Raw genomic sequence first — 16074 nt, 5'->3', positions numbered from 1 at the left:
ATCTTATAAAAAAGGAAGGGATATCCCTTCCTTTTTTATAAGATTATTTAGTACAATAATATATAACCACATATTAGTAGGAGGTCACAAATGTTAGATATCAATCAAATTAAAGAAATTATTCCGCACCGATATCCTTTTTTATTAGTAGATAGAATTTTAGAAGTGGAAGAAGGCAAAAAAGCAGTTGGGATTAAAAATGTTTCTGCCAATGAAGAGTACTTTAATGGACATTTTCCGGAATACCCAGTAATGCCAGGTGTGCTGATTGTAGAGGCGTTAGCGCAGGTTGGGGCTGTTGCTATGTTGATTAAAGAAGAAAACAAAGGGAGACTGGCATTCTTCGCTGGAGTTGATAGCTGTCGCTTTAAAAAACAAGTATATCCAGGAGATCAACTGCGACTTGAGGTAGAAATGACAAGAGTGCGCGGAAACTTCGGAAAGGGAAAATGTGTAGCTACTGTTGATGGTGAAATTGCCTGTGAAGCGGAAATCATGTTTGCCCTTGGGGATAAAAAGGAAGTATAAAAGGAGAAAGAGAAGAAGATTCTGTAAACTTACGGGAGGTCTTCTCTTTTTTTACAAATGATTCTTTACAACTTTGCTTATTATTGGAATTAGGGGATAAGCCGCAATAATTTTCTTTTCTTGGATAACCTAATTATTGACCTATTAAAGGTCATGATGATACTTATCAAGAAAAGGGGTATAACGAATGAATAAATGGATTAAGTTATTAGGTATTTCAGCGCTATCCGCAATGCTTTTAACAGCTTGTGGTGACAATGATGATCAAAGTCCAGCACCAGATGATGATACAACAATTGAAGATACTGATTTAGATACGGATGACGTTGTTCCAGATACTGATTTAGATAACGACAACGAAACAGATGTACCAGATGAGAATACAGATGATGACCTAGATCCAACTACAGATGATAATGATCCTGGTGAAGATATGATCGAAGATAAAGATGATGCAAATGATGAAGACGACATAGACGAATAAGGCTATAGTGTATGTTAAAGGTTCGTTCTTACCGAATAAGTTACTTATTTTAGAATGTAGCTTGTGGTAAGAACGAACCTGAAATTAATTTTTCGCGGTAGTTTTAACGCCCAATAGCAGCTCCATCACTTCTTGGATCGACTCCACCATGTAAGAAACCTTGGCTGTCGATAAGAATGGCATTAGCGTGTCCCATAATATCATCAAAGTCTTCTACACAATTCACAAGGTGACCGGAATGTTTCAGTTTATCTCTTACTTCCTGTGAGACTCGACCTTCTATCTTTAACTCTTCTGTTGTATCTCCCCAAGTTCTTCCCCATACAAATCTTGGCTCATTAATGGCTGTTTGAGGGTCTATTCCATAATCAAGCATTCTGGTAATGATGACGGTTTGCGTTTGAGGTTGGCCTTCTCCACCCTGTGTCCCGTATAAAACAATTGGTTTCCCATCTTTAAAGGACATAGCTGGCATTAAAGTATGAAATGTACGCTTTTGTGGTTCTAAACAATTAACATGATCTTGGTCAAGAGAAAAGAAAGAACCTCTGTTTTGTAAAATAATTCCAGTGTCTTTTGCTACAATTCCAGACCCAAATTCAAAATAAATGCTCTGAATAAAGGAAACGGCATTTCCTTTATCGTCAACGACTGCTGCATATGCAGTATCATTGCCTACACTTTGGGTAGTAATGGCATTGGTATGATTCAAACAAATAGTTTCTGCCAACTCCTTTGCGTATGACTTACTTAATAAGTGGTCCATTGGAATTTTATGAAAATCTGGATCAGTTAAATATTTGTTGCGATCCTGGAAGCTTAGTTTTAGTGATTCAATAAGTAAATGATAGTACTGATACGAATGAAGTGGGATAGAAGGTAGTTCAAAGTTTTCAAGAATATTTAATGCCATTAATCCAACAAATCCTTGTGAATTTGGGGGAACTTGATACATAGTGTATTCCCTATAAGTGGAAGAAATAGGCTCTGTCCAGTTACCATGATGATTGGAAAAATCTTCTTTTGTTAATAATCCACCTTTGCTTTGTATACTGGATACAATTTTTTCTGCTAATGTTCCTTTATAAAATTCATTACGTCCTTTTCGAGCAATCTCTTTTAAGGAATTAGCAAGATCCTTTTGAACAAATTTCTCATTCCTTTTAGGTACTTCATTTCCCTTGAGGAAAATCGATGCAATATCTTCATCTTCTTGTAGAATGTCCATATTTTTAAACGTATTCTTAATTTGATCGTTTGAAGCGGGAAATCCAAATTCTGCATAATGAATCGCTGGAGCTAAGACTTCGGATAATGTCATTGTTCCGTATCTTTCTAATACAGCAGCCCAGCTATCTACCATCCCTGGAACGGTAAGAATACTTCTTATCCCTCTAAAAGGAATAGCATCTTCACCTGAAAAATTGGCGCGAGTAATGTTAGCTCCTGAGCGGCCACTCCCATTATAAGCATCTAGCTTGTTCTCTTTCGCATGGTACATTAACCAAAAGGAATCACCACCAAGTCCTGTCATATGTGGATAGACAACCGCTAGACAAGCGCTAACAGCTACTGCTGCATCAAAGGCATTTCCTCCTTTTTCTAATATGGAATTTCCTGCAGAAGATGCTAGATAATGAGGACTTACAATCATGGATTTTGTTCCAACTATTGATTGTTTCATGTCTATTCCCTCCTATGTAGTTTCAAGTATGTAATTAGTTTTTTTAGAATGGACGTATTTCGTCTATGAGAATCTAGCCTAATAAGGAAACTCATCCATGATAAATCAAAGATGAGTTTGTGATTCTTCATGATTGGAAGGAGTAGTTTGTGCCTTCCCACTTTTCTTTAATTGAATGATTGTGAAAATAATGGAGCCAACAGCAAGAATCAAGAAAACAAGGGAAATCGGTCTTGTGAAAAATGGTATGATGCTTGGGTCCATTTGATAAGCTCTAGTCATTTCCTTTTCCAATGTTGGTCCTAAAATTAGCCCCAGAATAATCGGCGATAAAGGAACATCTATTTTATGAAAAATAAAGCCGATTAATCCAAAAATGAATACAAGCATGACATCGAATAGTTGGTTATTAAGGGCAAAAGCGCCTACTGTACTGATAACTAAAATACAAGGGACCATTAACGATTTAGGAATAGCTGTAATTTTTGTAAAGACAGGCAACAGCAATGTTTGGATGAAAAAGATGGAAATGGCACTAAGGATAATCACAACATAGATGGAATTTACTAAAATAGGCTGTTGGGTAAATAATGCCGGTCCAGGATTAATTCCATGCAAAATTAAGGCACCAATCATTACTGCCTGTGCGACATCACCAGGTATCCCTAATGTGATCGTTGGAATAAAGGCTCCGCCAGCAACTGCATTATTACAGCTTTCCGAAGCGACGATTCCACCAGGATGACCTTTCCCGAATTTTGCTTTGTTTTTTCCAAACTTTTTAGCTTGATCATAACTAATAAAGGTAGCAGATTCTGCTCCAGCAGCAGGAAGGCATCCGATAAAGCAGCCTATGATAGAGGAACGAAGCACATTCCATTTTTCCTGAAAAATATCAACAAACACTTGCCCGTAAGGAATGCGGATTAATTTCTTCATGTTAGAAGTAGCTTGATTTGTTGGAATAGCGCTTTTTAACTCTTCTACATTCATTAGTAACTGGGAGATGGCAAATAAACCAATTAGAACAGGTAAAGTTGAAAATCCTGAGGTAAGTTCAGGGATTCCAAAATCAAATCGAACCGTTCCAGTTGGAGATACACCAACCGTTCCAATTAAAAGGCCAAGACAGCCAGCGATTAACCCTTTTAGCATAGATTTACCACTTAAGCCAGCAATAAGAGTCAGTGCGAAAACAACGAGAGAGAATATTTCCCATGGTCCGAAAAGAAGACTCCCCTTAGCAATGATTGGTCCTAATAGAAATAAAATAATCGCACCAATAATGGTTCCAATAACAGAAGAGACGATGCCTACTCCTAGTGCTCGTGGTGCTTCTCCATTCTTTGTCATTGGATAGCCATCAAAGGTGGTGACGACAGAGGAAGGAGTACCAGGAATTCCTAAAAGTATGGAAGAAATCAACCCTCCGGAAAGTCCGCCAATATAAATGCCGATCATGACGGCTAAACCTTGAATTGGTTCCATCCCAAAGGTGAATGGAAAAGCTAAAATAAGGGCCATTGTAAAGGTGAATCCTGGGATTGCACCAGCTATAATCCCAACCAAAACGCCAATAACGATAGATAGAATCATCATAGGATGTAATACTTCTTGAAAAGCTGCTAAAACCATTGAAATATCCAACTTAATCACGCTCCATTATGGTAGATAAATATGTAATACTTGTTCAAACACAAGAAGTACGATGACAGGAAATGCCACTGACAAAATAATATTTGTTGCCATGTATTTTTTTTGGAAAGGGCGTAAGATAATCGTGGAAATGAATAAAAAAACAATTGAACAAATTAAAAACCCTACTATATTTAAGAAAATGACATAAAGAAGGAATAAGAACAGTATCAATAAAACACGAAAATGCTTTGAAATATAGGTCCTTATAGTTTCTAAAGAGAAGGAATCCTTATCTTTATTTAGGAAACTTTTTATCAGTAAGCATAAAGCTAAAATCATCATTAACCCAATGATAACTCTAGGGAAAAACGAGGGGGCAAAAGTCTGCACCCCTGATTTTTCGGAAAATTCATTGGAGTTTATAAAAAAGATACTGCCTACAATTAAAATAAATATGGAGAATAATCGATTAACCAATTTTATTCAGCCCCCTCTATTAAAACTCCATTTTAGGAGCAAGTTTACCCATTTCACTATCTAATTCATTAACATGGTTAGAGTACTCCTCAGAAGTCATGTAATGAGGGAAACTTCCTAATTCCTCAATTTTTTTCTGCAATTCTGGATCCTCTAGTGCTTTTTTAAATGCTTCATTAATAACTTTGATTCGTTCAGGATCTGTTCCCTTAGGAGCAAGAATACCTCTGTCCACTGTAACCGAGAAATCAATGCCTTGTTCTTTTAAAGTTGGTACATCTGGCAAGAAAGGATTACGTTCATCAAAAACCATTCCAAGGGGTACAAGGGTTCCATCATCATAATATCCTTTTCCTGATGCATAGTCGGCAATCATCCCATCGGCTTGATTAGCTAGGATTGCAGCATATTGAGGTCCAGTTCCATCATAATGAATATAATTTAATGATTTAGGATCCACACCAGCGGCATCCAGTATGGCAGCTATAGAATAATGGTCTTCTGAGGCAACAGTATAAGCCCAGTTCACTTTATTTCCTGCTTTTACGTATTCAATAAAATCATTCATATTTTTGATATTATGTTCTTCACTAAATTTTTTACTTATAGATGGAATATGGGGAGTAGAAGTCATTAGTACAACCGGATCAAAAGCAGAGAATCCATAATCTACAACTCCCGTATGTTGAGCTGTTGCAACAACTTGGTGTGTGCCTAATATCGTATAACCATCTGGTTCAGCATCCTTTACAAAACGAGAACCAACAGTAGAAGTAGCACCAGCCATATTTGTAGGAACAATAGTCTGGCCTAAATGTTTCTCCGCGTATTGAGCAACTAAACGAAATAATACATCTGTTCCACCACCTGGAGGATAAGGAATTACTAATTTTACAGGCTTTGTTGGGAATTCCTCTGCTTCTGATGAAGAGCTGCTAGAAGAACTACATGCTGCTAAACTGAATAATAAAATAATAGAAATAATGCTAATTAAATATTTTTTCACTTTGTTTCCTCCTATTGTTAAAAGAACCCTAATTATTTTATTTGGTATTTCAATGTATGATCTAACTTAAAATTAAGAGTTTTCAGAAAATTTTCTGTAAAAAAATTAATATTACTCTAATTTAGCCATCTCCTCTATAATGGCATCGCAAGTTATTTGGATATGTTCTAAAATAAGAGCAGTTAGTTCATCCAATTTCTTTTCTTTTATTAATTCTAACATTTTATAGTGTTCTGCTTGGGCAGAGGAAAGGTGTTCAGACGAAGAATAGATATTCATATAAGATTCTACTCTACCCCAAAGCTGGTGTAGTAATTCCCATAGCGGTTTAGAATGAGCATGAGAATATAATTCAAAATGAAACTTCTTATTTAATCGTCTCCATTCAAAAGGAGAATGAATATTCTCGTCCATTTCTTTGATGATGTTTTCAAGCAATACTAAATCTGGAGGACAAATATTTGGTGTAGCCCATTCAATTGCTTGTTTTTCCAGTAATTTTCTAATGGCAAATATTTCGATTAATTCTTTGGTAGAAAGCTGATTCACGATGATGCTTCTTCTATCAAATTGAACAAAGCCTTCTGTTTCGAGCTTGGATAAAGCTTCTCTAACAGGCATTGTACTAACTCCATATAATTCAGCTAATTTTCTTATGGACAGCTTTTGCCCAGGTGCAAATTCTCCTCTAATGATCTGGTTGCGAATAGCTTTATACACTTCTTGAGCTACAGTAGGGACGACAATTGCAGAATTCTTCAACCCGATATACACCTCCTCCAAGCAAATGATATTTGTGATCACATATTTGATATCTCATAGCTGCATTCTATCTATTAAAAAAGGCATAAACAAGTAACTTGTCAGATTTTATAACAAGGTTTATTTTAGACTAAATGCAAGATAGGAGGGGAAAAGGCTTAATAACGCGTATGGAAACGTTTGTATTTTAGTAGAATTTTTTTTGTGGGCTTATAGGCTCGTTCAAGTCCATCTTGTTCTAAATATTATTCAAAGCAATAATTGCATGAGTAATATTATTAAAATAGCAAAAAGAACTTTGCAGGAAAGTTCTTTTTGGCAAAATAATCTATTTTCGTTATAGAAAATGCTAGATGAACCTTTCACAGCTACAATTTCTTCTCCAAAAAAGTCTGAGGCTTGCTTTGCATCAGTTCGGTAAATTTATTCGATAAGTTATTTCCTTCGTACCCTTCCCCAATTAAATATTGGAGCAATAGTTCTGCATAGTCTTTTCTATCTCGTTTTAATGTTCCTTCTAATAAGATACTTGTTTTGTCCCCCAAATTTTGGATCGACAAAATGGTGACTTCAAAAGGAGCGGGATCATTTTCTTTTTTTGTGATTACCGCTTGGACAAGCAAATCTTCCTTCTTTTGAAAGGCTTCATCAAGAAAGTCGATAGAGGACCAATCTGTATAGACTTCAATTAGCCAATGATTATTATCATCTTCCTTATTGATAATCAACCCATCCAATAATTTAATTGGTATCAGCTTTTCCCTCGTCAGAATTTGTAAAGAAATCAACTTAAATGTTTTCACGCTAAATCCTCCTCCGGCAAATGCTTGATTTTCTTTTATTATACCTTACCTTGAACATTTCATCTAAATACTTAAGGAAATGAACCTAGCATTTATATTACAAAAACTTTCCCGGCGAACTCGACTGTAAGAATCAATCTTTAATAACATCTTCCTTAAATTATATTGAAAAAAGATTGTTCGCTATTGTTCACTATTTTTTCGTCTGTCCTTGACGAAAAATGAATAATTTTGCGATATTAAATGACTAAATTACTAGCATGAAAAAGAAGATACGGTACTATTTTCACTTAAAAAAAGAAAGAATATTATGATATTTTTATATAGTTCGATATATTCAAAAAATAAAAAAGGTTCAGAGGGGAGTTTTAACGTGAAGCAAAGTAAATTATTTGTTCTAGTCATTATGCTCTTTATGCTATTTTCAAATAGTATTTCAGCAGCAACAGTGCCAGACAAAGTAATCACCACGAAAGGGAAAGAAAATCAGCAAAATGTACAGACCATTAAGGTGGACGAGCTAGAGACCGTTTATAAAGAATCAGATACGGTCCGTGTCGTTGTTGAGATGAATACAGAGCCGACTGTTCAATATGCACAGGCGCAAGCAAAGCAAGTTAAGGAATTGCCGAAAACAACGAAAGAAAAATTAAAGAGTGAAAAATTAGCAGAACAGAAAAAAGTAAAAGATAAAGTGAAAGCAAAAAAAGTGAAATTTAAAGAGTTCGAGAATTTCACTACCATTTTTAATGGTTTTAGTGGAGAAATGAAATATGGAGATATAGAAAAAATCGAAGAACTTCCAGAGGTAGCGAAAGTACATATTGCGACCACCTATGAAAGGCCAGAAGAAGAAACAGACATGATTTATAGTAAAGAGCTTGTCCAAGCACAAGACGCATGGCGTGATTATGGATTTAAAGGGGAAGGAATGGTCGTTGGTGTTATTGATACCGGCATTGATCCAAATCATAAAGATATGATTCTTTCTGATGAAACAGAAGAGGAATTAACAAAAGAAGAAATTGCTCAATTTAAAGAAGAAAATGGACTTCAAGGGAAATTTTATAGTGAAAAGGTTCCTTATGGCTATAACTATATGGATGAAAATGATATTATCCAAGATATTGCAGAAGGTGCAAGCATGCACGGGATGCACGTTGCTGGTACTGTAGGAGCAAATGGAGATGAAGATAATAATGGCATAAAAGGGGTTGCTCCTGAAGCACAGCTTCTAGCATTGAAAGTTTTCGGAAATGACCCTAGTGTCTCTACTACTTGGGGAGATATTTATATTAAAGCAATAGATGATGCGATTGTGTTAGGTGCAGATGTCCTTAACATGAGTTTAGGATCTCCAGCAGGATTCGTGGCCGAAGATGCACCAGAACAGCAGGCAATTGAGCGTGCAGTGGAAAATGGTATCATGATGTCCATTTCCGCAGGGAACTCTGCACATTTAGGTAATGGCTTTGCAAATCCATCTAGCTCTAATCCGGATATCGGTGTTACAGGATCACCTGGTGTCGCATATGACAGCTTACAAGTTGCCTCTGTTGAAAATAGCTTTATAGATATTGATGCCTTTTCCTATCAATATAGCGAGACGACTGGACAGGCTGGGTTCTTATCTGCAAGCAGTGTCCATCCAAATACAGTAGAAGAAAAAACATTCCAGATTGTTTATGCAGGATTAGGAACACCAGAAGAACTAGCAGCAGTTAATGTAGAGGATAACTATGCATTAATTCAAAGAGGCGAAATTGGCTTCGTTGATAAAGCGATCAATGCACAAGAGGCAGGGGCAGCTGGTGTTATTATTTATAATAACACAGATGGATTTGTGAGCATGGCAACAGATACAAGCATTAAAATTCCTCAGCTTTTCTTATTAAAAACGGATGGGGATAAATTAGCAGAAGTGCTTCAAGATGGAGAAAATATCTCCATTACATTTGAAGGCAAGAAAACAACTTCAGCTAACCCAGAGGCTGGAAAAATGAGTAGTTTTACTTCTTGGGGATTAACCTCAAACTTAGATTTTAAGCCGGAAATTACAGCTCCAGGTGGGCAAATTTACTCGACACTAGAGAATAATCAATATGGAATGAAGAGTGGAACATCAATGGCGGCACCGCATGTTTCTGGCGGTTCAGCACTCGTATTAGAACGGGTAGATAATGAATTCGACGTATCTGGATTTGAGCGAGTAAACATGGCGAAAAATCTATTGATGAACACTGCGAAGCCAGTAACGGATAGTGGTACAGTAAATAGTGCTTTTGATTGGGATGTACCATATTCTCCGCGTCGACAAGGTGCAGGTCTGATGCAACTGCACGCAGCATTACAATCACCAGTGATTGTAACAGAGAAGAAGACACAAGAAGGGAAAGTGGCCTTAAAAGAAGTAGGAAATACTTTCACCTTTACGTTAGAGGCAAAAAACTATAGTGATAAAAAGGTTAAATATGATGTTGCTGCAAATATTCAAACAGACTTTGCTGCTTATGGGGAGCTAGGTTACTCTGCTAATCTATTAGAAGCCCAGAAAATCTTAGATGCAACCATCAAAGTAAATGATAAGGAACAAACAACAATTACTATTCCAGCAAACAAAAGTAAAAAAATCAAAGTTTCTGTTGATTTAACAAATGCAAAAGTAATAGATCCTTCTCTAACAGGCAGTTGGGAAACACCTGTTGCGATTGATCGTGTGTTTGAAAACGGCTATTTCGTTGAAGGGTTTGTAACCTTAACAGATCCTGCGGAAACGAATGCAACATTAACCGTTCCTTATGTAGGATTTAAAGGGGATTGGAATAAAGCGCCGATTCTAGATGGCATGAAATATGATGAAACATCTTTTTATGGCATGGCTGGAGCGGTGACAAAAGAAGGCGAAGATTTCCTATACCTAGGTTATGATCCGATAAAAAATGCATTCACAAAAGAGGGGATTGCTATTTCACCAAATAGTGATGGGATACAGGAAGAAATTATTCCGATTCTGTCCTTCTTAAGAAATGCAAAAACCGTTCAGTATTCTATTGTGGACAGTAATGGAAAAACAGTTAGAACACTACTGACACAAGAGGAAATCAGAAAAAATTACTATGATAGTGGTAAAGGAACAAGCTATTTGCTTGATTCTAAATGGGCGTGGGATGGAAAAGTAAATGGAAAATTAGCAGAGGGGCAATATTACTATCGTATTAGTGCTACCCTGGATTATCCAGGTGCAAAACCACAAGTTGTAGATATACCAGTAATCGTTGATACAGTGAGTCCATCTGTTGAAGTAGCCTTAGTAGAGGATAATAAAGCATTGGAATTTGCTGCATCAGATAATAAAAATGGCTCAGGTGTTTCTTATTTAGATATTTTAGTAGATGGAAAGTCTGTTCTAGGTACGCCATTAAGTGGAGATACAACAGAATTTACATTGCCAAATGAAGTAGAGATTGGCACAGCTGTAACAGTAGTTGCATATGACTATGCAGGCAATAAGCAAGAAACAAGTGTGACAGCAGAAGAAGGGAAGAAGGATACAACAATTCCAGTAGTCACTTTACAGACACCTGAAGCATTAGAGGTGTACGGAGCAAAGGAAGTAGCATTTAGTGGAACAATAAAGGACGAGTCAGGCATAAAAGAGTTTACGATTGATGGACAAAAAGTGGACGTCTTCTATGATGAAGAAAAGGAAGTATACACCTTTAATACATCGATTTCCTATGATAATGGTGTTCATTCTGTTGAAATGAAAGCTACAGATGATGCTGATAATACAGCAGTATTTAAGCGCAGCTTCATTGTTGACGCAGAAGCTCCTAGCATTTCGTTCAACGGTCTTTCTGGAAATCGCATTGTAAACAGCAATGGGAAAAATCCAACTGTTCATGTAACAGTAAAGGATAACTTTGATGAAATTCAGCTAGCATTAAATGGAAGTGAATTGTATTATCAAACATTTAAACAGCCTTATGCAATGAGAAGTCTAGAAAAAACAGTGAAAAAAGTGGAATTAAATTTAGAAGAAGGCTTAAATGAGTTTGCGTTTACAGCAACAGATTTAGCTGGCCATAAAACAACCAAAACTGTTTACTTCTATAAAATGAGCAAAGAAGAAAAACGAAAGGATATTAAGATTCCTGGGGATAAATAAGCAAAGAAAAAATCCGGTCGAGCTTTTAAAGCACGGCCGGATTTTCATTTAATGATACTAAATCCTTTAATTCATCGGTTGTTAATTCAGTCATCCAATTTTCATTTTGGATGATTTGATCATTCAGCGATTGCTTTTTCTCCAGCATCGCATCGATTTTTTCTTCGAGTGTTCCCGTACAAATAAGCTTATGGACATGCACAAAACGAGTCTGGCCAATACGATATGCACGGTCAGTAGCCTGATTTTCAACAGCTGGATTCCACCAGCGGTCATAATGGATAACATGGTTGGCTGCTGTTAAATTTAATCCCGTTCCTCCTGCCTTTAAAGAAAGAAGGAATATCGGGAATTCGCCATCCTGAAACTGTTCAATAAGGCGATCACGCTGCTGTTTGGACATGCTGCCATTTAGGAATGGCACATCCACTTTGAATTTTTTCTTCATCATTTGTTGAATCATATGTCCCATTTCAATATATTGGGTGAAAATAAGGCAGCTTTCTCCTCTTTCCAAAATTGTATCTGTCAGCTCAGCTAATTTCTCCATTTTCACAGACCGATCTAGTAAGCTGGTCGGTGTTGGTTCCTTTAAATAAAGAGCAGGGTGATTGCATAGCTGTTTTAACTTACTTAACATTTGCAAGACAAGCCCTTTTCGCTCAAAACCAGATAGCTGCTCAATTTGCACAAATGTATCGGTTACTAATTGTTCATATAAGGCAGCTTGCTCTGGTGTTAGTGGACAATATTCCTTCTGCTCCAGCTTATCAGGCAGATTTAATGCAACATCTTCGTCCTTTTTCGTTCTTCTCAGTAAAAATGGGCGGATAAGCGTCTGCAATTGCTGAATCTGTTCCGGTTTATTTTCTTTTTCAATTGGAATCACAAAGCGTTTTTGAAATTGACCAAGACTTCCTAAATAACCGTGATTGGTAAAATCAAAAATAGACCAGAGCTCATTCAGGCGATTTTCCATCGGCGTTCCAGAAAGGGCAATATAATGGGTGCCATTTAGTTTTCTAACGGCTCTTGATTGCTTTGTCTGCGCATTTTTGATGTTTTGCGCTTCATCAATCGCGATGGTGCTCCATGTAAGCTCTTCAAAGTTTTGTAAATCAATATGAGTCAAGCCATAGGAGGTTAAGACAACATCTGATTCATTTGCTTTTTTGATAAAAGCATCATCCTTTAAACGACTCGCTCCATAATGGAGATAGATATTTAAATCAGGTGCAAACCGTTCTAATTCTTTTTGCCAGTTGCCAAGTACAGAGGTTGGGCAAATGATAAGAGCAGGAGTCTTCTGCTCCTTTTCTGTTTCTTTCACTTTTAATAAATAAGAGATGAGTTGGACCGTTTTTCCAAGCCCCATATCATCTGCTAAAATTGCTCCAAATCCATACTTTCTTAAAAAAAGTAGCCAGCTCATACCAAGTACCTGGTAGGCGCGTAAATCTCCCAAGAAGCTTTGTGGAACTTCCTCCAATGGAAGATTTTTAATCTCTTTTAATTGATGAATCATTGTTCGCCATTGTCTATTTAGCTCAATTTGGATTTTAGCAAATGTCTTTGGATTTTCAAGCTCATCATTTTGTTGTTCCTCTGCTTGCATTAATTCCTGTTCGATAATATCACGGACATGCAGACCTTCTTTTTCTGCCTTTTTCATTAAATCCTGAATTTGACGAATAAAGGCAGGGTCTAATTTTATCCAACGCCCTTTAATAAAGACTAGGCGACGTTTTTCTTCTACAAGCTTATTGAATTCATCTTCCGAAAGAGTAACACCATTCATGGAAAAGCGCCAATTATAGTCAAGCATCGCCTGAAGTCCTACGAAGGATGGACGATGACTTGCGTTCGATACCTTGGCTTTTACTTTCAGATTTGCCGATTTCATTGCTTGCCACCAGGAAGGAAGAAGTATGTCCACACCAAGTGCCAGAAATGTTTCACTTGCTTCTGATAAGAAAAGCCATGCTTCTTCCTCTGTTAATTGGTTGGTTATGCCTTTCTTCCCTTTTAGCCATGGAAAAAGAAGGAGCCAGCGCTGTTGTTCTTCCTCTATATAAGAGGAGTAATCAAGCCATTTCTTTGGCATGTTGCCCTCATCATGAATATCTACGACAAGCTCTGGATTATCCTTGGATTTTAAGAATAAATCCAAATCCCATGGTGTATCGATTTCTGTTGGCTCATCTAAACGAATCCCTAATGTAAAAGGACAATCATTTTCTTTTAGCCCCATCCATTCCTGCCATTTATCTTCCGTAAAATAAGCGGAAAGCTGTTCAGAAGGAATATTTGCGTTTTTTAATGTGTCGATTCTTTCATGGAAGCTTTGTTTTGTTTCTTCACGGTCTTCTAAATAGTGATTAAGAGACTGTTGGAACCATTTATGAATAAGATCTTTGTTCGTTTGTCCTTCTAATTCCTCGCGAAGCCCCATGTCCCAGAAACTTGGATCAAACTCATCAATCACTCGATGTGGAAGGGACCATTGGAAATTCCCTGTTTCCCATTGACTGAAATCTGGAATCCACTCCTTATGCTTGATAGCTTCGAGTATACTTGGAGCTGCAGCTAAGCAAACTTGTGCCGTATCGTTCCAATCCCATTCGATATAGCGATTAAATCCTTCTGTAGCAAGTAAGGTAACAAGCTGCCAGCCGCTGACTAGTACTCCTTCTACCCCATCTATCTTGACGGTATCTAAAATAGTGCCATAATAGCTTTCTTGGTGCTGCTGAAAAAGAAGCTTTTTCCAATAGTTTGGATAAAGGTAGTACTCCTCTACTTCACCTGTTAAAAAAAATCCGCTATTTTCATAATAATGAACATTTATTTTCAAATAATTAGTTTTCAACATGGATTAGTTTTCCCTTTCTACATTCTTCATGAAAGGCTCTTAATCGTTTTGTGCGCTCTAAGATAACCAGTAAGAATTGCTCGAATTCGGCTTGCTTCTTCATTTTTTTATAAAGGGTGCGCAACTTCTTTAATTGACGGACAGCGATTCGATAATGCTCTCTATTTTTCCCGTCAATATGATCTTGAATAGAACGGTGATATAAAGAAAGCAGTAAAGAATGATCATACTCCTGCAATAGTTTTATTTGCTCTTTATAGAGATTATCTAGCCCATATCCCATCATTGTAAATAAATCGATCCATTTATCAAACTGTTTTTTTTCATACAGAAAATCCTCGTATTTGCGATAGCTGTATGGGAGTGTATGAATATAAGCCTTTTCCAATAAATCCTCTTTGTTTAATGCTGTGCAGTAAGGGAGAATCGCTCGCAATGCCATTTGCGTAAATTCATAGCAATACTCGTCATCCTCATCTGCAGATAGGTAATTTTTCAATTCTTGTATAAACGCAGGAACGTATAATTCCATTCGCTTCCACGATTTCCGGCTCGACAAATAATCGATCCAATAAAGCATATAGGTTGTAATCTGAGAATCAAGAGACTGAATCACTTTAAGGGCATCTACATCTTTTTCGAGCAGAATTTCCAGATGGATAATCGCGACATTTTCAGAGAATGCCGGATTCTTATTAGCTAAGAGCTGTTCCAATTCATCTTGTCTCCAGCTCTTAGTAGCAAAAAGATTTGTCCACATAAGTCGATAAAGCTGTATACACTCAAATGTTAAAATGGGTTGAATTGTAAGGACTGCACGCAAGTCGTCCTTTAAACGAATTAAAAAGTTATCAAACGCAAAGGGAAAGGTGAAGTTTGATAGCTTATAAAGATTATCCTCAATGCTGTTCATTAAATCTTGAAAAAGATGACGATAATAGCGATTAATTGTTTGGGTATTATGATCAAGGTTTTTGCTGAGTGTTAATAATTGTTTAAAAGTGAATACTTGGGCGATGACTAAATAAAGGAGCTTCCACTCTGTTTGAAGAGGGGCGGCAGCTTTTATCTTTCGCATATAAATGTAATACGTTTCTGCAATCATATATGGTTTGTTTTCACTCGTTTTGATAAGCGATTGGAAACTCTTTTCAAAGGTTTCAATCCAGTCTTCGTAATTTGGCTCTTTATCCTCTGTTTCTTTCAATAAGTCACTTGCTCGCATAATGCCGAGATTCTTTAACGTTTCCGCCTTTTGAATTGGTTTTCGCCAAGCTTCTAGCCAAGTGGATACTTTCCCAACTTGAGCAAGTAAATAGAAAAAAAGGGCAAGCTGATGGCGGCAAAAGCCTTCTGCCTGACAAGTACAAGAGCTGTATTGAATATAATCCAAATCCAATGTTGCCTTTACCGGTGTAACGTCTTGAATCATTCCGGTAACAAGTTCATTGGAAAATTTCACTTGATAGACAAAGCTTTGTCTGTACAAGAGAAGTCCCTTTTCTACAATGTTTTTCATTCGGGGATCATTTGCATCCAATATATTCATTAAGTTTTCTGCACAAAAATTCAATGGCTCTAAATATTTTTCTAGAAGCATAATGTACCCCTCCCATATTCGTAAGAACATTTATTGGTATTAGTAATTTCTT

Annotated in this window: 11 protein-coding genes; 3 read left to right on the top strand and 8 right to left on the bottom strand. The window is 36.8% G+C overall.

The window, feature by feature from the left end; translation table 11 throughout:
- Window positions 1–90 precede the first annotated feature (90 nt).
- Together fabZ and ADJ83_RS07315 are read left to right on the top strand one after the other, a co-directional pair.
- Window positions 91–528, top strand: a complete 438-nt coding sequence (fabZ, locus tag ADJ83_RS07320; protein WP_048717379.1) for a 3-hydroxyacyl-ACP dehydratase FabZ — start codon at window positions 91–93, stop codon at window positions 526–528.
- A gap of 187 nt (window positions 529–715) precedes the next feature.
- Window positions 716–1012 carry a hypothetical protein gene (locus ADJ83_RS07315; RefSeq protein ID WP_031536699.1) on the top strand — a complete coding sequence of 99 codons (297 nt, stop codon included), beginning with the start codon at window positions 716–718 and terminating at the stop codon, window positions 1010–1012.
- Between the two features lie 103 nt (window positions 1013–1115).
- Here the strand turns inward: ADJ83_RS07315 and ggt are convergent, their stop codons facing one another.
- From ggt to ADJ83_RS07285, 6 genes are all read right to left on the bottom strand, one after another.
- Complete coding sequence (gene ggt / locus ADJ83_RS07310) at window positions 1116–2696, bottom strand: gamma-glutamyltransferase (RefSeq protein WP_048717376.1); 1581 nt, start codon at window positions 2694–2696, stop codon at window positions 1116–1118.
- 105 nt (window positions 2697–2801) lie between these two features.
- Window positions 2802–4343, bottom strand: coding sequence for a tripartite tricarboxylate transporter permease (locus ADJ83_RS07305; RefSeq protein WP_082169251.1), 1542 nt, complete (start codon window positions 4341–4343; stop codon window positions 2802–2804).
- 15 nt (window positions 4344–4358) lie between these two features.
- Entirely contained in the window at window positions 4359–4811 is a 453-nt protein-coding gene (locus ADJ83_RS26825) for a tripartite tricarboxylate transporter TctB family protein (RefSeq protein ID WP_048717374.1), read from the bottom strand.
- 19 nt (window positions 4812–4830) lie between these two features.
- Window positions 4831–5817, bottom strand: coding sequence for a Bug family tripartite tricarboxylate transporter substrate binding protein (locus tag ADJ83_RS07295; protein ID WP_048717372.1), 987 nt, complete (start codon window positions 5815–5817; stop codon window positions 4831–4833).
- A gap of 111 nt (window positions 5818–5928) precedes the next feature.
- Window positions 5929–6579, bottom strand: coding sequence for a GntR family transcriptional regulator (locus ADJ83_RS07290; RefSeq protein ID WP_031536694.1), 651 nt, complete (start codon window positions 6577–6579; stop codon window positions 5929–5931).
- 368 nt (window positions 6580–6947) lie between these two features.
- Window positions 6948–7382 carry a YwpF family protein gene (locus tag ADJ83_RS07285; protein ID WP_048717370.1) on the bottom strand — a complete coding sequence of 145 codons (435 nt, stop codon included), beginning with the start codon at window positions 7380–7382 and terminating at the stop codon, window positions 6948–6950.
- 373 nt (window positions 7383–7755) lie between these two features.
- On the opposite strand from ADJ83_RS07285, the gene ADJ83_RS07280 reads away from it, so the two are divergent.
- Window positions 7756–11550: a S8 family serine peptidase gene (locus ADJ83_RS07280; protein WP_048717368.1), complete on the top strand. Its 3795-nt coding sequence runs from the start codon at window positions 7756–7758 to the stop codon at window positions 11548–11550.
- A gap of 25 nt (window positions 11551–11575) precedes the next feature.
- Here ADJ83_RS07280 and ADJ83_RS07275 read toward each other — a convergent pair whose 3' ends face one another.
- Window positions 11576–14422, bottom strand: coding sequence for a DEAD/DEAH box helicase (locus ADJ83_RS07275; RefSeq protein ID WP_048717366.1), 2847 nt, complete (start codon window positions 14420–14422; stop codon window positions 11576–11578).
- A complete protein-coding gene (locus ADJ83_RS07270; RefSeq protein WP_048717364.1) occupies window positions 14409–16022 on the bottom strand; it encodes a hypothetical protein in 1614 nt (537 codons plus the stop codon). The genes ADJ83_RS07275 and ADJ83_RS07270 overlap by 14 nt, the downstream gene beginning before the upstream one ends.
- Window positions 16023–16074 lie beyond the last annotated feature (52 nt).

The organism is Bacillus sp. 522_BSPC (genome assembly GCF_001076885.1).
GTDB classification, from domain to species: Bacteria; Bacillota; Bacilli; order Bacillales; family Cytobacillaceae; genus Niallia; species Niallia hominis.
This window is presented reverse-complemented; position numbering and strand designations above follow the sequence as displayed.

Bases quoted from the DNA above. Each gene is read 5' to 3' on its own strand.
- fabZ (WP_048717379.1), top strand. From the start codon at position 91: ATGTTAGATATCAATCAAATTAAAGAAATTATTCCGCACCGATATCCT.
- ADJ83_RS07315 (WP_031536699.1), top strand. From the start codon at position 716: ATGAATAAATGGATTAAGTTATTAGGTATTTCAGCGCTATCCGCAATG.
- ggt (WP_048717376.1), bottom strand. From the start codon at position 2,696: ATGAAACAATCAATAGTTGGAACAAAATCCATGATTGTAAGTCCTCAT.
- ADJ83_RS07275 (WP_048717366.1), bottom strand. From the start codon at position 14,422: ATGTTGAAAACTAATTATTTGAAAATAAATGTTCATTATTATGAAAAT.
- ADJ83_RS07270 (WP_048717364.1), bottom strand. From the start codon at position 16,022: ATGCTTCTAGAAAAATATTTAGAGCCATTGAATTTTTGTGCAGAAAAC.